15 protein-coding genes and 6 pseudogenes are annotated in these 19592 nt (G+C 55.3%); 5 read left to right on the top strand and 16 right to left on the bottom strand.

Annotation, left to right across the window (positions count from 1 at the left end):
- Position 1 precedes the first annotated feature (1 nt).
- The gene (locus J7U39_RS28895; protein WP_168302280.1) at positions 2-1105 is read right to left on the bottom strand and encodes an efflux RND transporter periplasmic adaptor subunit; all 1104 of its coding nucleotides are present in this window, start codon (positions 1103-1105) and stop codon (positions 2-4) included.
- A gap of 457 nt (positions 1106-1562) precedes the next feature.
- On the opposite strand from J7U39_RS28895, the gene J7U39_RS28890 reads away from it, so the two are divergent.
- A complete protein-coding gene (locus J7U39_RS28890; protein ID WP_168302281.1) occupies positions 1563-2240 on the top strand; it encodes a GntR family transcriptional regulator in 678 nt (225 codons plus the stop codon).
- Here J7U39_RS28890 and J7U39_RS28885 read toward each other — a convergent pair whose 3' ends face one another.
- The 4 genes from J7U39_RS28885 to J7U39_RS28870 form a co-directional block, all read right to left on the bottom strand.
- Positions 2241-2708, bottom strand: coding sequence for a GNAT family N-acetyltransferase (locus tag J7U39_RS28885; RefSeq protein WP_168302282.1), 468 nt, complete (start codon positions 2706-2708; stop codon positions 2241-2243). It lies immediately after the preceding gene.
- Between the two features lie 8 nt (positions 2709-2716).
- Positions 2717-3604, bottom strand: a complete 888-nt coding sequence (locus J7U39_RS28880) for a phosphotransferase (RefSeq protein WP_168302283.1) — start codon at positions 3602-3604, stop codon at positions 2717-2719.
- Entirely contained in the window at positions 3601-5148 is a 1548-nt protein-coding gene (locus J7U39_RS28875) for an asparagine synthase-related protein (protein ID WP_210633132.1), read from the bottom strand. The genes J7U39_RS28880 and J7U39_RS28875 overlap by 4 nt, the downstream gene beginning before the upstream one ends.
- A 233-nt stretch (positions 5149-5381) precedes the next feature.
- Positions 5382-7085: an ABC transporter ATP-binding protein gene (locus J7U39_RS28870; RefSeq protein WP_210633131.1), complete on the bottom strand. Its 1704-nt coding sequence runs from the start codon at positions 7083-7085 to the stop codon at positions 5382-5384.
- A 394-nt stretch (positions 7086-7479) separates the two neighbouring features.
- Between J7U39_RS28870 and J7U39_RS28865 the strand changes: the two genes are divergently transcribed.
- Both J7U39_RS28865 and J7U39_RS28860 read left to right on the top strand, forming a co-directional pair.
- Positions 7480-7830 carry a hypothetical protein gene (locus J7U39_RS28865; protein WP_168302286.1) on the top strand — a complete coding sequence of 117 codons (351 nt, stop codon included), beginning with the start codon at positions 7480-7482 and terminating at the stop codon, positions 7828-7830.
- A complete protein-coding gene (locus J7U39_RS28860; RefSeq protein WP_168302287.1) occupies positions 7820-8248 on the top strand; it encodes a hypothetical protein in 429 nt (142 codons plus the stop codon). The genes J7U39_RS28865 and J7U39_RS28860 overlap by 11 nt, the downstream gene beginning before the upstream one ends.
- A gap of 25 nt (positions 8249-8273) precedes the next feature.
- Here the strand turns inward: J7U39_RS28860 and J7U39_RS28855 are convergent.
- The 5 genes and pseudogenes from J7U39_RS28855 to J7U39_RS28835 form a co-directional block, all read right to left on the bottom strand.
- Positions 8274-8452: pseudogene (locus J7U39_RS28855) on the bottom strand (SOS response-associated peptidase); the annotation flags it as partial.
- Positions 8453-9551: 1099 nt separating this feature from the next.
- The gene (locus tag J7U39_RS28850; protein ID WP_210633130.1) at positions 9552-10133 is read right to left on the bottom strand and encodes a DUF4435 domain-containing protein; all 582 of its coding nucleotides are present in this window, start codon (positions 10131-10133) and stop codon (positions 9552-9554) included.
- 178 nt (positions 10134-10311) lie between these two features.
- Positions 10312-10935, bottom strand: coding sequence for an ATP-binding protein (locus tag J7U39_RS28845; RefSeq protein ID WP_168302289.1), 624 nt, complete (start codon positions 10933-10935; stop codon positions 10312-10314).
- Positions 10936-11135: 200 nt separating this feature from the next.
- On the bottom strand, positions 11136-11381 hold the full coding sequence (locus J7U39_RS28840; protein WP_127431526.1) for a DUF5334 family protein: 246 nt from the start codon (positions 11379-11381) through the stop codon (positions 11136-11138).
- 20 nt (positions 11382-11401) lie between these two features.
- On the bottom strand, positions 11402-11530 hold the full coding sequence (locus J7U39_RS28835) for a YHYH domain-containing protein (protein WP_210633129.1): 129 nt from the start codon (positions 11528-11530) through the stop codon (positions 11402-11404).
- 249 nt (positions 11531-11779) lie between these two features.
- Here J7U39_RS28835 and J7U39_RS28830 point away from each other — a divergent pair.
- Positions 11780-12174 (top strand): annotated as a pseudogene (locus tag J7U39_RS28830) (cytochrome P450); the annotation flags it as partial.
- A 310-nt stretch (positions 12175-12484) separates the two neighbouring features.
- On the opposite strand, the gene J7U39_RS32075 reads toward J7U39_RS28830, so the two are convergent.
- From J7U39_RS32075 to J7U39_RS28810, 5 genes and pseudogenes are all read right to left on the bottom strand, one after another.
- On the bottom strand, positions 12485-12541 hold the full coding sequence (locus tag J7U39_RS32075) for a hypothetical protein (protein ID WP_246638648.1): 57 nt from the start codon (positions 12539-12541) through the stop codon (positions 12485-12487).
- A gap of 215 nt (positions 12542-12756) precedes the next feature.
- A pseudogene (locus J7U39_RS28825) lies at positions 12757-14748 on the bottom strand (UvrD-helicase domain-containing protein); the annotation flags it as partial.
- Between the two features lie 545 nt (positions 14749-15293).
- Positions 15294-16300 (bottom strand): annotated as a pseudogene (locus tag J7U39_RS28820) (nucleotidyl transferase AbiEii/AbiGii toxin family protein).
- Positions 16293-16886: a DUF6088 family protein gene (locus tag J7U39_RS28815; protein ID WP_168302090.1), complete on the bottom strand. Its 594-nt coding sequence runs from the start codon at positions 16884-16886 to the stop codon at positions 16293-16295. Before J7U39_RS28815 ends, J7U39_RS28820 begins: the two are co-directional and overlap by 8 nt.
- Before the next feature lie 457 nt (positions 16887-17343).
- Positions 17344-17427: pseudogene (locus tag J7U39_RS28810) on the bottom strand (IS6 family transposase); the annotation flags it as partial.
- 686 nt (positions 17428-18113) lie between these two features.
- Here J7U39_RS28810 and J7U39_RS28805 point away from each other — a divergent pair.
- Positions 18114-19139, top strand: a complete 1026-nt coding sequence (locus J7U39_RS28805; protein WP_168302091.1) for an LLM class flavin-dependent oxidoreductase — start codon at positions 18114-18116, stop codon at positions 19137-19139.
- Positions 19140-19171: 32 nt separating this feature from the next.
- On the opposite strand, the pseudogene J7U39_RS28800 reads toward J7U39_RS28805, so the two are convergent.
- Positions 19172-19312, bottom strand: a pseudogene (locus J7U39_RS28800) (IS6 family transposase); the annotation flags it as partial.
- Positions 19313-19592 lie beyond the last annotated feature (280 nt).

The following is a 19592-nucleotide window of genomic DNA, read 5'->3' as shown; positions in this document are numbered from 1 at the left end:
GTCAACTGCCCTCAACGGCCACTGGCGTGCCCGCAACAAGATCGCGCAACGGGGCTGTGACCACTACATCGCCTTCCTTGATGCCCGATACCTCAACGAGATCACGGTCGGTCCAACTCGTACCGAGCTCCACGGATTGTCTGCGCAAGACGCCATCTTCCACCTTGAGGACGAACGAGCCTCCCGTATCATGCCGGATCGAAGCAGTCGGAAGGGCGATGACATCCTTCTGATCGTCGATTTTAAGAACCCCCGTCGTGAACATGCCGCCCCGCAGCAGACCCTGTACGTTATCGATGGCAATAAAGACACGCACCGCCCGAGATCCGGCAACGGCCGTTGGCGAAATACGGACGACCTGGCCTGTGAACGTCCGTCCCGGAAAGCCTTCAACGGCCAGGTCGACGGGCTGCTTAAGCCGTACAAGCGGAATGCGGCTTGTGGGAACTCCCGCATCGACCTCCATCTGGCTGAGATCCACTATGGTCATGAGGTCGGTGTTCAGCGCGACTGTTTGTCCTTGTTCCACTGGACGAGCGGCAACCATGCCGTTGAACTCGGCTCGCAGCTCTCCATAGGCGAGAGACCGCTCAGCATCCGCGACCTCAGCCTGTTTGGCCCTCAACTGGGCTTGAAGCTTGAGAAGATTTGCCCTTGCTTCCAGCCGGGTCGCCTCTGACGCAGCACCGCGCTCGCCAAGGGTGATGTTTCTTTCGAGCACCACCTCCGCGAGCTCGATCTGGGCGTTGAGGGCGTCGATTTCAGCCCTTTTGGCGGTGACTGCCGATTCAAGTCCTTCCGTATCAAAGCGGACAAGCAGATCGCCTTTCGTGACGACATTTCCAATCTGTACCGGAAGCTCTATGATCGTGGAGGAGACACGTGAAGTAAGCGTTGAGCGGCGAATTGGGGTTAGAGATCCAGCAATGCGGACCTCGTTCGCGACGTCCTGACGAACAGCTTTGCTCACGTCAGCTTGGGCGAGCTCAATTTGAGTTGATTGTTTGTCCTGCCCAACGGCAGTTCCAGCCGGAGCGAGACTTGATATTGCTATCGCGATAGCCGCCGCAAATCTCTTATGGTTCCACCGAATAATAATCGTCATCGCATTTCATCCACGGTTCAGCGCCCGAAAAGGTAAGGTCCTGCTAAATTTAAAGCTGTATCCATACTGGGTTGTTGAACGAATAGTCCGGCGTCGGCTGAAAACATTGCTTGATCTTCAATCTCTGCACGTACGACCTCCAGCTCTCTCATGCGGACGTGTTTCCGAAGACACTGTGAGCGGTCGTATGGCATTTTTGAGACGAAGCCCCGATCCGGTCGATACGACCAAGAGGCGAGTCGGAGGCTCCGCACGGTAGGCAGCATCGGTCGCTAATCTCAGATAACTGATTGAACACGTGATATTTTCGTCGTCGACATGAGCAAGCTGACGGTCGATCACAATTATTTTATCAAACTCGTCCTACTCGTTTCAGTTGACCATACTTAAGTTGAGCCGTGAGAGTTAGTTTGGCGAACGTGACCTACTTTCCGATCAGTGACTGACGGAGACGATATTGATCCACCAGACCAGCAGACCTGCCTACCAGGCGTTGAAACGCAAAATTGTCGACGGAGAACTTCCGTTTGGTGCGCCTATCACGGTCAGGGCGCTCGAATCTGAGCTAGGGTTCAGCGCAATTCCAATCAGAGAGGCTTTGATCGCGCTGGCGGCAGAAGATCTGATAGACTTTTATCCGGGACGGGGCTTCTTCAACAAACGACTTGATGCAGAAAGCATCGCGTTACGCCTTGAGTTCCTCCAAAATCTTCTTCTGGCGAGTGCTGCTACGCTTCCCCACGGCCGAAAGAACCTTGTTCGGAAACGGCTGCTTGACGATGGTATAAGGCTCCGCGAACCTGCGAATAGCGTGTTTGAGAGTGTAAAGTTGATTACGGATATCATTGACACCTACTTCGCCCACCCGACAGCCATATTCACTCGTACAGCAATCGCACAATGCGCGCGTTACCTTGTGATCGACGGAGAAAAGCACGGGCCCGAGGGAGAGATTGGAAAGGCAGCCTTTTCATACTTGTGGCTAGCTTCCAGCCGGCAACCCGTGCCGCTGACGGAAAGGCTTCAGATTTTTTTTGAAGTTCGGAAGCAGAGAATGGCAGATACTATTCAAGCGGTCAAAGAACGTGACCTCCTGGCGGGTCACCCAATGGTTTTTTCTGGCGCTTCCTTCTGACTACCAGGATGTCGTGAATTGCAGGAAGCCCGGCAAGCCGGTAAATTCTCCATGTTCTCGGAAGAATCGCGATACCATCTTTATCGAGGCGACATTTCCGGCATGTACTGTTGCCTTGCATGCAGCCGGTCCGCGCTTATACATTTCTTCAAACAACGCTGCTAGAAGGACATGCCCAATGCCTTGCTTTCGATGATCGAAATGCACGCCCGACTGGACTTCCCAAGTAGCCCGAGCGCCCTTTCGGGCGATCGCAAATCCGGCAAGCCGATATTCGAGCTCGGCGACGTAGAGAATGATCGAGGCCGGATCGGAAACTAGTTCTGTGAAATAGGCGTCTACTGTTGCAACGATGACTTTTAGATCGGGGCGAGACGGCGAGTAGTCAAAAAAGCCCCTGGACTCATAGACCGCGACGATGTCCTCCTTATCTGAGGATCGCGGTTGTCTAATTATCAAGCTATCCATAGTTCGGCTTAAACCCAGCGAAACCGTGAAAACTCGTCGCTCAGAACGAAGTCAATCGTGTCCCGGGCAAACCGTGCGGTAGCGACTTTAACTTCTCGGGACATTGCGACGTTTTCACAAAGGAACTCGATATTATTGATCTCCTTCCGCAGGAGACCATTCTTCAATTCGCCTTCGCTGAACTCTTTGTTGCACTCCTCGCGATATCCTCTCACGAAGCTCCTAAAGGTCTGGTCCTCCTCTTCGTTGTTATCGGCTCGAAGCGCCCAAATAAAGGTCGCGATGTCATAAGCCAGGGCTTCAAATTTCATGAACTCAAAGTCAAATAGAACCGCCGTGTTCTCTCTCATGATGGCGTTACCGAGCCACGCATCGCCATGGCAGATACCCACCTCTGCCTCCGGATTGACTTCGAAGGTGTTCGCCAATTCTGTAAGATCGTGCAAGACTGTCTGGAGTACTGGATCTACTCGCTTTTTTCTGGTCGACACATTTCGTGGGATGGGCAGATCCGCGGATACTTGATGTAGCTGGCCGAGGGAGCGGCCGAAAGCCTTAGCGTCACTAGGGACAGGTGCCAATGATGAGCCCACGATAGCGCGATTTACCAATGCGTTATATTCTACCTCGTTGACCTTGACTGGCCCCCAGATCTGCCGACCATCTACCTCTACGATTTCACAGCACGGCACCCCCATAGAGTACAACTTCTTCAATGCTGCTGCTTCGGCTTCCAGATCGCTCTTCGAGTGCAGTGAGGCTGGTGAAAACCTGAAAAATACGTCCTGATGGTCGACCATCGCGCGGAGGTTTTTGTTTACCCCGTCAGTGACCATTTGAACCTGGGTTGGATCCACCTGTAACCACCGTCCGATAATGGTTTGAAAATCTGTCAAGCGAGATTCCATCTGATAAACTTCTCGGCCGCGTAAAGAACTGACAGGACGGGCGAGTATGGATTTTTTTTGTCCGAGATATCTCCGATACCATCCATGCTGATTGCGTCTGGTTTGAGAATTCCCACATCGATTAGACGTGAATGGGCCAGGACATGAATGACGTCATCAATGTTAGTGCGAAGAGAATAGTCCGAAGCTCCTTCCAAGGTCTCTTTTTCGTATTCTCCAAAGATGTCATTGTCGCCTAAAAGTGCCTTGACGGCCCGTTGAAGCGAGGCTTTCTCGTGGCGCTCGTCCACCGTTGCCGAAAGCAGCGCCGCCGCCAGTTTCTCGTCAAAAAGCGGAAATACGGGCCAAAACCCACGAGATAGCAAGAGCGGTGCTCGTTTTATTACTGCCAGTCGCGCAGATTTTCCAAGGTAGCCGGCATCCAACTCGCCAATGAATCCATCGTTCAAGGCTTGCACAGCCTCCGGCGTGAAAATCTCCTCATAGACCAGCTCAATTCTTGAGAGATCGGCTTCGGTGACGCCTCTCAGCTTATCCTGACGCACTTCGTCCGTTTCCAAAGCTGGGAAGAGCTCGTCGCCTCCATATCCGCCTGTGATGACGTTGCATCCTTGCTCCTGAGCAATCTGCCATATTCGCGTGAATGAGCGCTCGTATTCTTCCGACAGCAAATAGCGGCTCTCAAGGTCTTGCTCCGACAACTCAAAAGTCGGCAAATGGTTACGGACATCTATCAAAAAGTCTCGGCAGCCCAAGGCCCTGATCACTTTGTTTCGGCGTTTTGTTTGAGATGCTCGTTCATGGCCGAAGCCGATATCGATGCCCAGGGTTATTCCTCTCCCCTGCCAAGCGCGAAAAGCTGCCAAGGCGACAAACGATGAATCTATCCCACCACTAAGCTCAACGGCAACTTTATCTTCGGGCTGGGCTCTTTTGGTAAGAAAGGCCGCGACATGATCGGCGATAAACTCTGCGGCGTCTTCGCGATCGATCTCGTCAACGAGCTCTTCACCTTGGAGTTGCGAAATTGATACTCGTGAACCATCCCATAACAACTCCGTTCGAGGAGGGAGGGATTGGACATTTAAGAACGGCGTCCGATAGGTATAAACCGGATCCACTATAGATCGGCAAAGGAATTGGAAATCTAGCGGCTTATATGGAACTGCCTGTGCAAGACGGTGGCTATCCCAATCTAAGTGGAGGAAATCGCCGGTCTGGTAGAAATATACCGGCGCAACGCCGTTACCATTTGACAACAGCCTTAAGTTAAATCCGTATTCATTGTGTTGCACTTCGAGGAGGAGAACCTCACCATCGAACTCCTCGAAGAATTTATAGGCGTCGGATAAGCCTGTGAGCGAGTATGCATGACCTGAGATTTTCTCTGCTACGACTATCGCCCATGCCGCTGGCTCTTGAATCAATCGATAGACAACGTTGCAGTGCTCTAGCGGCTCAATGCGGCCAGCCTGTGGAGACGAGTTAGGGAGCTCGCGAACCGTACGAGCTGAAAGTGTCCCGCGCAACATTCACGAGCTCCCCTAGCTTTAGTACCGGTAACGGGCGCTGTCACCCCGGACGAGGAACTTGGTTGCACGACCGGTAGCACGAGGGGCATTCAGCTTGATAAGGCGAACTTTCATAGCAGTTTCCTTTCTCTTTTGCCGGAATTGGCAATTCAGATGTTTGCACGCTTTCGGGTATATGCAACTTATAAGGGATTTATAAGATAAATATAATCTGTAGCTGCCGCCGGACCTCCTCAGGCACTTGGTCGCTCTACAAACAATTTGGTCTCGTGTGGGCTCGGCATCGCTGTTGCGGGGCTTCGAAGTTCTACCACCTGGTCGCCCCGTTGAATGCTACTCAGTCTATGCGTAATCGCTATTATGGTCATATCACTGCCGACCAGCCTCAATTGGCCCATAATCTCCGTTTCCGTTGTATCGTCCAAAGCCGAACTTGCCTCATCGAGCAGCAATATTGAGGGTGAACCGTAAAGTGCCCGCGCTATGGCGATCCGTTGTCGTTCTCCGCCCGATAACTTTAGCCCCCGCTCCCCTACCGTCGTTTCAAAACCTTCAGGCATCTCTTCAATTCGGGAGAGAATGGCCGCTTTTCGGGCGGCTTCCTTCAGGCGTTTCTCGTCGAGGGGTCGTCCCATGGTGATATTCGTCTTCAAGCTGTCGTTCAGAAGAAGAACCTCCTGGGGGACGATTCCTGTCTTCGCGAACCAAGCTGCGCGCGGGATCTCATGGAGGTTCTTGCCATCGATGCGGATAGCTCCTGCGTCCGGCTCGATCGCTTTGAGGAGGAGTTTGAGGAGCGTCGATTTCCCCGATCCCGTTTCCCCCGTTATGAACGTGATGGTTCCCCGTTCTGCTTTGAACGATATATTGGCTGCGCCACGTCCGTTCGGATAGTTGTAGCTGACCTCTCGAAATTCGACAGTCCCCTGCTTTAGCATAAGGGGCTCTCGATCGTCCGCGTCCTCCTCCTCTGGCGCCGACCAAATACGCGCCAGTGGTCGCATCTTGGCGATCGCTCTGAGTGTTTCATCAATCGATTGTCCGATGAGCTCAAATGGAACATTCAGCTGCAGGAGGAGAGTATTGAAGAGAACAATATCGCCGATAGACAGCGTGCCTGCCTCGTATCGAGGCATCAGCAGAAAAAAGGTTATTCCGAATTGTAGCGTGATGGAAGCGCCGACCAAGCCGGCAAAACCGATGCGCCGGACTGCGTAGGCCCGCCAATTAAGAAACACCGACTCTGCGCTGTGGGTAAAGCGATCCTTCATCCACACAGCGCTTCCGGCTTGTCGAAGAGGTTCGATCACGCTGATCGCATTCCCCACATACCGTGCGTTCGCCTGACCAGCGTCAATGGCTGCTTCCATGTGTCGCCGGCTAACGCGGTTCGAAATCACGATCAAAGTCAAGAAAATCATACCGTAGGTCAGCACGACCAGAACGATCTGCAGGTTGATCACTGCCCCTAGCATAGCGATTGTGAAGCCAAACGAGGCTGCCCCAGGCAGAAAGGCAATGAACGCGACCTGAACAAGCATGGTGATCGCCTGTGTGCCTTGAGACTGAGCTGACTGAATTTCTGAAGGATTATGGTCGACGAAGAAGCTAGGTCGTTTAGCAATCAACCGCTCAAAAAAACTTCGGGAAGCCAAAAATCCCAAGCGTTCAGCTTGAATGACAGCAAGATACTGTGTTCCTCGCTGAAAGGTGACCGAAATACCCAAAAGGATTGCGTAAACCCAAAAGGCTTGAACCCATTGACCAGTTGGGGCGCCGGCGGCCAACACGTCTAGCTGACGTGAGAAATAAAAGGGGACGAGTACTGAGAGCGCAGAGCCGGTCAAAATTGACGCTAACAGTATTATGATTGAAAGCTTCGAACCGGAAAAATATTCTTTAAGAATATGTCGGAGGGGCTTAATCGCCATTTCCATTGTCACCTCTCTTGCTCGTCACAGCGCGCCACGGTGTCGCCCGTGTCTGGTGGACCCGGTAGGGTTGTAGATCAGGCAGTTGAGTCGTTAGCGCATCAGATCCTGCAGGTCTATATCTGACAAAGACCGGCTGCAGCAGATCAGCATTGTCAAAGACCTCCCATAACGGGTCGTGCGTTATTGATCGGGATCTTGGGAGCCGGCTCCCTCGGTGTCGATATCCAGCAACGCCGCGCCATTCACGTTGACGATATTGGGTACCTCGTCTTAACTGAACCGAGCGGCAAAAACGCCTCTCAACTGATGCGCCTGAGCCGCGTTTTTCGACTATTGGACGAAGAAGGAGGCCGCACTAAATGCCCTTGGATGACGATGGCTGTGGCATCTGCGACGAATGCCTGGAACCATGACCGACGACGGCGAGAAACCTCCATCGCTTCAGGCGGCATTCGAAGATGCGCTAGCGAAATTGCCGGACGGCTGTTTCGACGGATATTTTGGTAAGCGGTTATGGGGCGTGACCGTTAAGCGGTCGCGGGATGGCAAACGGACCTGGCTGTATGGCGAGGAGCTTAGCGGAAGCGATATCGTCAGCTTTAGCCTCTATCGACTGGCTGGGCCTGGGTTGCTACTGAAGCCGTGCGAATTGTCCTCCGCCAAAGTGATCGAATTCGTTATCGGTCTCGAGCCCAGTGCAGCGCCAATTTGGAAATATACAGGAGGGTTTCTGCATCGTGCATATTGAGACCGAACAACATGGTGAGATGTCGGGTCAAATCGACGCCAATGAGGAGATGGACCACTACGTCGGAACCTTGCGATACAGGATCTTCGAGGTCGGCCTCATCTCCGGTCCCAGTGTAGAGGCTGTGAGGGCTCAGTTTCGAGCCATCTGTGAAATGACCGATACAGGAGGCATGGTTCGTAACGGCATAATTATGACGGGCTATCACAACCCTGATTTTAGCGGTGACATATTGCGCGTGGACGGCGAAATTCTCGGCGAATGGACTTCAGATGATGAAGAGTGGTGCCATTTCACCGCAGTCGACACCGTTGAGGTCACCCTCAGCGCGCCATCACCTTGGATGCTGCATGACTCGATCGCGACTTGGATGAACTGCGACGGTGACACAACTGAGGCTTACCCAACGTCTGCCTAATTCGCCGGCACCCGCTCGACCACTGTAAGCTGCCCTGTTCCGCCGGCTCTCCAGATTTCGAGACGATCGTGGATCCGTACGGCTCGCGGGCGAAATGATCAGCGCATCATTGGGTAATGGACCGGCCAACTCCCCGGCTTCATCCCAGGGCGCCCGCATCCAACTGTCCGTCTCTTCCTTCGTCAGCAACAGGACCGGCATGGCCACCCCCGTTGATTGTCGGCTTCCACGAGTAACTTTTGCCATGACTTGCCTCCCAAAGTGTTGGTTGCAGATGTACTCGCGCTGCGGCATCAATCCGGGTCGCGCAGAAGGTCGCAGGAATTGCGAATGACCCGGTAGGAGCCGAGCTTTTGTATGATCGCCTTCATATCGCGAAGATCCGTATCGTCCTGCCGGTTGCCATCATGGCGGGGCAGGTGAGCTGTGGATTGTTCCAGGCGCCGCGGACTGCGTGCCACAAGAAGTTGCGCAAGCGATGGCGCCGCGGCGCAAGCATCGCGATGATCTGTGAAGGCAGAACCCGAATTGCCATGACCCCCTCCGGACAAGACATAGGTAAGACTTCTTGAAGGCGTATCGTCTGACGGCTATCTATAAATCGAGGTTGCTCGACCGCAGATCGTTGCCGAACGACCAATTCTACCCAGACGCTCCAGCCATTTTAGCGTACTTTTTACTTGCAAAGCGTTGAGCGAGCATTCCCCAGAATGCAACCGAAAGTTAAGGCCGCAACCGACGTCGGCATCACCAAGGGCTGTACAGCCTGATCACTCGGCACCGCGGCCAGCGTCATAAGTGCCGGGCGCATTCAGAAGCACGTCCTCATCTCGATCGACAAGTTTCTGCAGATCTGCCCAGAAACGTTGCGCACGCCGTTCGTCCGACAGGAAGCCACCAAGGAAGGGAAGCGATCAGAACGTGGTCCGCGTCGAACTCTTCGTTCGAAATCCCCTTCGGCTTCAAAGTTCGGATCCCATCGGAGCGCGCTAACTTCCGTTCCTTTGGAGGTGGTCCGATGACGACGATGAAGTCAGATGCCACCCGGCCAGATCGATCAAAGCGTCAACCGGATAGGGCTTTTGCAACCAACCGATCGGCGACGCTGCCGCACCTCTTGCGCGTTTCGGCGTTAGCATGGGCGGAGGCGAAGATCGATCGGAGGTCGAGGGTAGCATGGAGATGTCATGGCCCCCGAGCTTCTGAAGCAAGCAGGAGCCGCGTACGAGGGGTTCACGGAAGTTGCCTGCGTGTCAGTACGTACCAGTATCAATTACCGGAAGTCGTTGCACGAGAGCGCCAGTCAGTGGGCTCGCGGTTGGCGATACAAGAAGCCGAGACACGAGATTTTCGAGCGCGCTTCTGCCTTGCAGGTCCAATGCTTTCCCGAGCATGTCCAAAAGCTTGTTCTTGTTGTCGTATAGAAGGAGAAGTTGCTCGAAGTCCCGAGCTGCCAAGACGCCCTGATATTTTGAGTGAAAATCAGAATAGATCGAGGAGGGGTCGACTTGAGTTCCTCGGCCAACGCAAAGAAAACTTCGGGCGCGAGAAGCAAGTTTTCGACCTCGTGAACGGGAAGTGTAAAAATCCCCTCCTCAAGAGCACCGTCCGCCGCTGGATCGCGATTGTCGCGATCCACCAAACCGGCACAATGCAGCCAATGCAACTCCTCCTGCTTGCGGAAGCTGCGGACAAACTGGATCACCTGGCCGCAAGATCCGGACGGGATGACGGTGAAATTGCCATAGATCGCCCTATAGATCGTCTCGTCCAGGCCGCCTTGTTTCCCTTCAACAAACAGGATTGGTTTGCGGCTTCCGACCATCCGCACAAGAAGATCGCGCGGGAGCTCAGTCGCCGAGGGCAAGGGCTCGATCGTCCACATTGCCGGCGTGTCCTCCTCAAGCCGAGTTCGTGTGCGAACAAGCACCTCCTTATAGGTCGCCGGCACATAGTTTAGAACGGCATATAGTTGAGCGCTGCGACGGGACGCCGCGAAATCGATGTCATGTGTCACCATAGAGAAAAGAGCAGTCCGGTCGGGCGCGCTCGACAAGGTCCCATTACCGCATAAGCAGCGAGCGGTTCATGTGCAGTTCGGGTTCGTCAACAATCAGAAGGCTATCGGTCTCGATCGGTAGGACCTGACCGAGAATATAGAGAACAAGCCTCTCTCCATCGCTCATCGCGGACGCTTCGTATGACTCGCCATCGCCATCGAGCCTGACCGCCCGGACGGTGGCTTCCGAAAACAGAAGGCTTTGGCTGGGGATCAACTCATGCCAAAGCTCTTGAAGTCTGTCGATCACGGTAACCGGTCGAATGGAATTTTTCCGCCCCTTCGATTTTTCGTGCGCAAGTTCCAGTGCCCGGAGGCGTTCGGCAAAGAGGGCGACAAGTACTTCATCGTAATTATGCTCCATTGATCCCGGCGAGGCCTGGACGCGCCGGCTGTCACGGCGAAGCAAGCCAACGGCTCGTTCGTACCTCTCCGAAAAAACTTCATCCGGGAGCTCAAGTGAGCGTTGTGCCCCGATACGATAAGAGGCTCCTGTCTCCTCAAGATTATCGATGTGGATGCCAAGGCGACTCTTTCCAGTACCGTTAGGTCCGAGGAGGATGATAGGCCTTCCAGGAGCAGGCTCGATGCTGCATTCACCAGTCGGCGTGAGGATACCAATAGACATGGATTACTCTGGTTTTCGGTGTGACAAGCAACCCATACCCCGCAAGCAAGCGTGCAGGAGCTACGTAGCGTAACTATCTCCGCGATTTTTGCACCGGGGGTTGGGAGCCGATCGTCAATTTCTGACCGCGCCTTTGAAAACTTGATTCAACGCTGTGCAACAATATGAAGCAGGCGCCACCATGACGCCTGCTCATGGCTTCAATCATCCATCTCGAGAGTGCGATATTCGCCGCTCTCACTGTCGTAGACTTCCACTTCAACGGATCCACCGGAACGTTGAATGCTTTGGACGTCAACGTCGCGGTATTCACCGGACCCGTGGTCGTAGATCTCAATAGTCTGGCCGGATCTAACAAGATTACCTTTACCGATCTCGACTGAGGCCCCCGTTTCGTTATCGACGCCATCCCAGCCAAGGCAAATATTGCTCGAGGCGAAAAACATTCCAATCAGTGCAAGAGTTCTCAATGGCAATGGTAGCCCCCGGTCTTGTGATTGGTATGGCACCCGTTCCCGTCAGTTCCGCCGCCGTGTGCGGTAGCCGAACTTGCTGATGGCGTAAAGGCAAGAAAGAGCGAATAGATTAATTTCATAAGACCCCCCTGGACGGCAACAGGTGTTCACTCCGCTGAAGTAAAGCGGCGTTGCCGTGCGAAATTTGCTTCCACCCGATGGATGTTTAACCGCTGATGCGTCTCTTAGTCGAGAGTAGGGTCGGACCTTTTCTGCACTTTTAGTTGTATATCCACTAGTATCATTAACCGATTGCTGGTTGCGGAACCTGAATCAGCCCGAGCGCCTGCGATGACCGGACGAATACGCGCGCTCTCTTAAGCCGAACCCTGGTCGGCGATCCATCCCTGGTGGACAAGGCGTTTGCCGGGGCGCGGGCTGGGATGGCATCGTGCGCTATCCCAGGGGCGGCCGCGACCATCGCGGGCGTGCATATTCCCGCGGAGAGCAAGGTGCTGATCGGCTACCAGCGAAGTTGTTCGATCGAAGCCATTTCGACGACCCGGAAATTCCACATCGGACGCGCCGTAAAGCCGCACCTGGCGTTCTCCTACGGGCCGCACTACCGCATCGGCTTGGCGCTCGCCAGCCTGGAACTCAAGGTGGTGTTCGGTACGATCTTCAGCGGTTCCCCACGCTGCGCCTGGTCGTGGCGCTGGAAGAACTCAAGTTGCGCAAGGAGATCATCAATGGCGGGTTCGAGGAGTTCCCGGTGCTCTGGTGATGCGCGGACACCACCGGGTTCCGTGATCTTTTCCGCAATTTGCCGGCCCGCCTGGCGCGCTGGACAATTCAGTCAACTAAGAGGTCATCGGAGCCCGGAACCACTCCGTTCGACCGTCATCCCAGTCCCTGCCGACCGCTGCGACGAAACGGCGTCGCGATCGCGCTGACATTCCAACGCTCGTTACCCGGGGACATCGTAATCGCAATGACTATTCACTTACGCGCTATCGGGTCCACGGTTTCCAAGGGTACCCGTGGGAGTGCTTGAGCCCTAGCATTTTTGGTTGCCCACGATGATTGGATGTTCTTCAGCGCACACCAAGTTGCGCTGTGTAACTGCAATCTGGGTACTGCGTGCACCCCATAAAGCGGTCTCCGGTCTTGCTCTTTCTTCGGTGACATGCCCGACATGGCATGTTGGACATTGAGGCAGCGCCTCGCCGTCAATTGTCTCCAGTCGGAAGTTGCCACCGGCGATGTTTGCCAACTCGTGAATGTAACGTGATGGCTGCCGATCGTTCATCAGCAGGAAGACACCTCGACTTGCCCGCGTTAGGGCGACGTAAAACAAACGCCGCTCCTCAGCGTATTCGAAGGTCTCTGGCTGCGGCATGACGAGGTTTAGAAGCTCGTCATCTTCAATTCGGCTGGGAACACCATATTCACCCTCGCTGACATCTAGCAGGATTGTGTAATCCGCCTCCAGCCCCTTCGCGCGATGAAATGACAAACCCGATACCTCGATGTTTTCAAACCGGGGGAGCCCGCCGGCAAACGGATCAAGCAGGTTATACCGCCAAAGCACCATGACCTTCAGCCGGGCAGCGCTGCTCGTGCGCCATTGGCTTGCGATCCCGCCGAGAAACCGGTCAAGCCGGTCCAGGAGCCGCAGGCTGGCCTTACCGAAGTCGGGCTTGCCTTCCTCGCCCGTTATCGGAATTGCTCTGATGGATCGCGCAATCGCCGGTCTGGCCGAGCGAACTGCCTTTCTCAGCTGAGCGGGGTTTCGCTGTATGAAGTTTGCGGCAGCATCGGCGATCACCTGATTGCATCGGTAGGTCGTCTCGAGCCTGCCTTGCCAGCTTGCGCCGAAATTTTCCTCGAATTGCGTGAATATGCTAATATCAGAGCCGGCAAAGCGATAAATCGATTGCCAGTCGTCTCCGACCGCAAAGATCTTCGAGAATGGCTTCTGGTGCTTCAGTGATTTAATCAGATTGGCGCGGGAATCTGAGATATCTTGGAATTCGTCGACGAGGATGAGGGAGTAGGGGCTCTTATACCGGGCCTCCTCCACCAAACGGGTCGCGTTGGCGATCATGGCATCGAAGTCGATACGCTTGTCGTCTTCGAGCTTCTTCGCGTAGGCCTCGGTAATTTTCGAGATTGCCTGTGCGAACGTCTTGGCACGCTTCTTGTCGTGAAGGGAATTCGCGCGCTCAAGGAGCATTTCCAAAGTCAGATCGCCAGCACGGATATGCTTGATGCAGATGGCGATCAGCTTCTGGAAGTGTTTGATGACGATCGGTTCGACCGCCTTCAAGATTTCCTCAAGGCTGCGCTGACGCAATTGAATTTCTCGTTTAGCAAGCTCAGCCTCGAGCTGAAGGAGAAGCGTTCCACCGTTTGCCTGAGCTGATTTTGTCGAGAAAACGTCCAGCTCCGCGCGGCTATAGGCCGCTAACTTACTATCTGCATGTTCTACGTAGTCGGCAAATGGCGAGGAACCGTCGCTATCGATTGCGAGATGCTCATGGATGGTATTGCTTGCCGGGTAATAGAAATCGGGATGCACATGCCTGATCGTCCCGTCTTCGCCTTCCGTGGCGATCTGGCGCTCGTATTGGAACTCGACCGTATTGAGCCACAGCCAGTTCGCTATGGTCTGCTCCTGCAGTGATTTGACGTAGACCCCGCCGAGTGCGCCAATCGACACATCACGACCACGACGGCGCGCTGAGATGTAGCGGTGATAGTCCGCATTGCTGTCAAAAACGGACGCTGGAATATCGGCTTGCGGATATAGCACGAGAAGGTCAATCCAGACCTTGGCAAAGCCCGCGTCCGATTGCATCAAGTCTTCGATGATCTTTGCGATGACCCGTGCTTCGCCAGTAGGGTGGTCCACCCAATTCGCTAATTGCGGTGGCCCGGCCTCCACCAGTTCGATGATACTCCGACCGAGAGCGTGGAACGTCGTGACCTTGCACTGCAGATCCGCCGGCTGGACGCCAAGCTGCTGCGCAATTCGTTCCCTCAGCTCTTCAGCTGCGGCCCGATTGTAGGCGAGGACAAGGATTTCCTCCGGTTGATACAGTCCCTTGTCCAGCACATAAGCGACTTTGCCGACCATCGTCGCCGACTTGCCTGACCCTGCGGACGCGATGAGGAGATTGCTGTCCTCAAGGCGAATACAGGACTCCCTCTGTTGGTCGGACAATGATCGGCCATCGAGATCGTCAAAGAAGGGGGCGTATCTGGTGAGCTCGGTCGCAACAAATTCATTATTGTACTGATGGCGCCGGTCGGGGTCGGTCAGGAAAAACAGGGACCGTGGAAGATCGGCTTCCATAGCCGCGGTTAAGCCGTCGGCGTCGAACAAGGGATGGGAGAGTGCTGCGGCGGCCGGGCCAGAAACACTCGCGATGGCTTGCGCCAGATCTGCCTGTGCGAGGTATTGCCGCTTCCCCTCGATCAATGGCTCGAGTTTCGCATCGACCTCTTTCAAAACCTCTTGATCCGACCGGATCAGTTCGAGCAGGTAGCGATTGATGAACCTGTGAAGGTCCGTCGCGAGCCGAGTAGCGGCGTCCTCGCCGAGGCACGACAGAGTTTCGACATGACTGCATGTGCGGATTTCGACCGTGTGCCAAAGCAGGGCCTTTTTGATACCGATGGCGGTAATGTCCAGGCATAGCAGCTTGGCCCGCGTTCCGGTATGGAGCTCGACGGACGCCGTGGTCGCCGTCGGTAGCCGGAGCTTCCACCTACCGGAGGGAAGCAGACGGGCGAAAAGGCCGGGCCGATAGGTGGTGTAGCGGCTGAAAATCACGGGTCGGCCATCGCGCGAATTGTCATTTCAGTTGCCTTCCACAAACGCGATCATGGACGTTTTTCTCAGCCGCTGGCATTGGCCTTTTCTTGGATTTTTACGCATCGAGAGAGGAGTTCGTCGAAGGTCTCGGCCTCATCGAGAAGAAGGCCGTCTTCAAGCATCCGCGAGTAGTCCTGTTCGAGAGCTGTCCTCCCGGCGCCGGAGGGCGTCAGCTGCAGCCCCCTGCCCACAGCCGCTTCATAGTCAATCGGCGTTTTGTCAGCCGCCTTCTCAGCGAAAAACATCGATTTATGCTGCGCCACCGACTTTGCCAGCTCGCGATCAGCGATTGCGCTGTCGGCGACGCCTATATCGTCGAGACGAACGATGTCGTGCCAGTGGCGTGAAAAGCGCTCCCCGCGGAGGCGTTCCTGCAGGCAGAAGACGTGAATTGCTGTCGCCTTTTCCCAGAACGTGCGTTCGGCATGCATGACCCGCGGTCGCGCGTTGGGAAATTCGATGCCATCGACAAGGCCGGCAGCGTCGCATGAAATGTCGCGAACGCTTGCCGGTTCGCCGGTCGATCGAGCCCCAAACTCCAGCATCACGCTTGGAGCGACATAGCCGGATCCTCCACTAATTGCCTCGTAGTCGATGAAGAGCCTGTCGGCTTCGACCCGGACGGTGGCTGGAAGCGACTGGGCGCTGAGCGCATCGGCAACGAGCGGGCGCACGGTCTCGGATACCCAGACCGGCAAACGCTTGCGGACTTCGCTCGACCAGCGCTTTTCTTCGCTTCTGGTTTTCGGCAATGCCTCCTCGTTCTCGCCCACGAGATCATGAGCGAGCGTGCGGATATCGTAGGTCAGGTCTACATCTTCCGAAAACCTACGGATGGCGTTGTAGGCTTTCGAGAGGGACGTGCCGCCCTTGAAGACAAGGTGGTCGCCAAGCGCCGTTGCGTAAAGGGTCTGCAGTGCCCAGGCGACCCACGCGTCCTTTTCCAGGAGGTGGATAGGCCGCCTGGCTTTCTCCGCTGCGATCGCAAGGACTTCGCTTCTCGGGACAGTCGTAAAAGCTGTTCAGCCATAAGCGGCCTTTCCTACACTGCGGGCAAGCCAGGTGGGAAACTGAGGGGCGGCGGCAACGAGTTCGCCGAACGCCTCTGCGGAGAGCTTCCGCTTGATGCTCGGAAGAGCCTCGTCGGCCTTTTCCGGACCGAGCCAGGCCAGCGCGCGGACAGCCAGGCCGGCAGGCTTGTTCGCCAAGGCAAGCTGCCAACGTGGCACGTGCTTCAACTCGACCGTCTGGCTGCCGACAGTCATGGTTCGGCTGCGACCGGATGTGAAGTATATGGACCGGATCGGCACCTGACTGGAAAGACCGAGTGAGTTTGCAGCCGCAGCGCCATTCGAAACGATCACCTCGCCACGCTGGTGCGCAACGGCTTCGACGGCTTGCTCGACCGTAGGCGGCCGGCTTCCGAAGCGGCTCTTGATCGCCTTGAGATAGATCCCACGACCGGCCCGGACGAGCTCGCCGCGTTCATATAGGCGCGACAGAGCCTGGTCTACCGCAGCACGGTTTCCCAAATGCAGGAAGGCCTTTGCGGACAGCGCCGTTCCCTCGGGCAGCTGTTCGGCATAGGCCATGATCTGTGTTGTTAGTCGTTGCATGGCAATCTCCTGTCAGAAATATATGCAGTTTTCTGACAGTTTGCAATGTGATGTGTCCTGCCTTTCCTCTTCGACGGAGGTCTGGATAGGAAAAGCTTCATTTTTCTCCTTCCCTAATTGTCAGGATATATCCATGTTTCTCTTCGTGAATCGTGTCCAGACGTCCAATTCCTGACCGGGAGCACCAGTATCCGCCCGTGTGACCCTTTTTAATTTCCGAGAGCAAAAGGAACATCGCCGTCCTTTCGAACATAAAAACCTGAAAACAAGAGCCTGAGGAGGTCCGTGAACGATGTCGCGCGCCCACAATCCTCGCGTTCTCGAGGACCTGAGAGAGAATTACTCACCTCGAAGGATCGGCAAGCCGCAAGGCCGTGGTCCTTCCTTTCGGTGTGGCCGAGATCGATCGGCCCTTGCCCGGCGGTGGGCCTGCCTTACTCCTGGGTTGATCGCATCACACGTCGATTCCACGCTCGAGCAGCATTTCCTCAACTTCACGCAGACCAAGGTTGAACCGCAAATAGAGCCAGACCGAGTGAGAACGATCCGTGGCGGAAAACGGTGACGTTTGAAGCTGATATCTCGTGTCTGCATCACCGAAATTTACGCCCAACCCGTCAGGCAGACAACCGAAGCCCAGTTAACGTGACAATATACCGGCAGCGCTGTCCCATCAAAGCAGAGCTGATTCGCATGTAAACCTTTGCTCGGAGCCATCTCGTAGGCCGACGGGCAACCATCGTCTATTCCGAGATGCGGGCGGCCCTCCAGACCGTGCATCCATGAACGCTCCATCCAGCCTCCACGGGACCTGAACCTACTCAGTACATACAGACGCCAACGAGGAGACGCCAATGATGGCTTGTGCCGACGAGACCAACGAAGGGGACATCCACACAGCTCGGGCGGGCCACCCACCGAAAGTACAGTCCCATAGCCCGGTTCAGCTTTTGGCCGTGTGTGCCTGTTGGCGGAAGGAGCCTTCCACGCGATCTGCTAGGGTGGCCAACGCCGACGTTCTAGGTGGCCTTCGTAGGGGACGGATAAACTTCTCAGCAACAGCCGGAAGCGCAAGGACACGTGTGCGCAACTTCCAAACGCCTGATCTGGCGTGGCCAGCGCAAAGCCCAGGCAAATTAAGATCATGTCCGCCCAGTAAAAAAGCCAGGTCTCAGATCAGTTGGATCAACGCCATTGAGCTCGTTAATGAAAGTTGGAGATGACCGAATGAGACATACCTTCCCTTCAAAGCTAACCATCGGCATCTTTGATCACTTAGACGACGACGGTCGCGACATCGCACAACAGTACTCAGACCGCCTGACGTTAGCCGAGACGTGCGATCGGCTCGGTTTTTATGCATATCACCTCGCGGAGCACCATTGTACCCCGCACGGGAGAGGCGCATCGTCGAATTTGTTCTTGTCGAGCGTCGCACAGCGCACTCGGCAGCTTCGTGTCGGCCCCTTGGTCATGTTGCTCAGCCTTTGTCATCCGCTACGCGCGTTTGAAGAGATCTGTACGCTGGACCAGTTGAGCGGTGGTAGGCTCGAGCTTGGCATAGGGCGCGGCTCTCTCCCGATCGAATTGAGTTACTTCGGGATTGGTGCAGACGCGGTGCCGGAGCGCTACTTCGAAGCCTGCGAAATCCTCATGAAGGCAATGAAGGGGGGCACACTATCCTACCGAGGCTACCATTTTGAGCTGAACAATGTCCCTTTGACGCTGCGGCCTCATCAGCGTCCACATCCGCCTACATGGATCGCCACCAACCGGCCCGAGTCTGCTGCTTGGGCCGCTGCGAACGGCGCAAGCATCGCGTGCCAAGGACCCGCGTCTGTTGTTCGCAAAATTACTGATGCCTTCCGTTCCGAGCGAGTGCACAACACTGGTGCGGACGACCCAGTGCCTTTTCTCGGATTGCTCCGAATGGTAGTGGTCGGACGTTCTGCCGCGCATGCCCATTCACTCGCGGCACCTGCCTACGGCCGATGGATCAAGAACTTCAAATTCCTGTACGATCTCAACTCGATCGCCGTTCCGCCAAACTTGCCGCTGACCTTAGATGCCGCAATCGAGAGCGAGTTGTGCGTAGTAGGAACGGCAGCTCTTGTGCGCCGGGCTCTCCTCGAGCAGTTGGAAGAGGCGGGCGCCAACTACCTTCTTTGTCAACTTGCGTTTGGAGATCTGCCACTGGAGGCCTCCCAGTACACCGCCTTGGCCATTCAGTCCGTCCTTATGGATCTAAGCTGATTGAACGCGTAGAGCCGTCCGGAATTGCGGCTCCATTGCCGTATCGTTTCGTAAGGCACGACAATGTCGCGCTCCAGCAGCATTTTCTCGACCAGCCGCAGGCTCAAGGGGAACCGGAAGTACAGTCAGATCGCACGGGCGATGATCTGCGGTGGAAAGCGGTGGTTCTTGATAACTGAGAGTCAGCGATTTCATCTCAGCCCCTCATGAGGCTGACCCAGAAAAGGACCATGACGCCGGCACGGACAAACAGGCTTGACTAAGCCCCGCAGCGGGGGAGCGCTCTAGCAGCTAACCACGGCGTTTGCCGGATACAGTGGTCAAGGACATCCACAGAGGAAAAACTAGCAACTGCGGTGTTGCAACAAAGCGGCCTAAGGGCGTGCGGTTGTCCCAAATTGTACTACTGAACCACAACCTGCGAAGGTCGACGTTGCCTACGATGCTATCCTG

The sequence above is a fragment of the Rhizobium sp. NLR16a genome, assembly GCF_017948245.1.
Classification (GTDB): domain Bacteria; phylum Pseudomonadota; class Alphaproteobacteria; order Rhizobiales; family Rhizobiaceae; genus Rhizobium.
The sequence above is the reverse complement of the archived record's forward strand: the minus strand, read 5'-3'. Positions and strand labels throughout refer to the sequence as shown.

Coding starts and splice junctions, on each gene's coding strand:
- J7U39_RS28840 (WP_127431526.1), bottom strand. CDS start 11,381: ATGTTTTTCGCCTCGAGCAATATTTGCCTTGGCTGGGATGGCGTCGAT.
- J7U39_RS28895 (WP_168302280.1), bottom strand. CDS start 1,105: ATGACGATTATTATTCGGTGGAACCATAAGAGATTTGCGGCGGCTATC.
- J7U39_RS28875 (WP_210633132.1), bottom strand. CDS start 5,148: ATGTTGCGCGGGACACTTTCAGCTCGTACGGTTCGCGAGCTCCCTAAC.
- J7U39_RS28805 (WP_168302091.1), top strand. CDS start 18,114: ATGAGACATACCTTCCCTTCAAAGCTAACCATCGGCATCTTTGATCAC.
- J7U39_RS28835 (WP_210633129.1), bottom strand. CDS start 11,530: ATGAAATTAATCTATTCGCTCTTTCTTGCCTTTACGCCATCAGCAAGT.
- J7U39_RS28870 (WP_210633131.1), bottom strand. CDS start 7,085: ATGGAAATGGCGATTAAGCCCCTCCGACATATTCTTAAAGAATATTTT.
- J7U39_RS28865 (WP_168302286.1), top strand. CDS start 7,480: ATGCCTGGAACCATGACCGACGACGGCGAGAAACCTCCATCGCTTCAG.
- J7U39_RS28885 (WP_168302282.1), bottom strand. CDS start 2,708: ATGGATAGCTTGATAATTAGACAACCGCGATCCTCAGATAAGGAGGAC.
- J7U39_RS28850 (WP_210633130.1), bottom strand. CDS start 10,133: ATGTGGACGATCGAGCCCTTGCCCTCGGCGACTGAGCTCCCGCGCGAT.
- J7U39_RS28815 (WP_168302090.1), bottom strand. CDS start 16,886: ATGCAACGACTAACAACACAGATCATGGCCTATGCCGAACAGCTGCCC.
- J7U39_RS28845 (WP_168302289.1), bottom strand. CDS start 10,935: ATGTCTATTGGTATCCTCACGCCGACTGGTGAATGCAGCATCGAGCCT.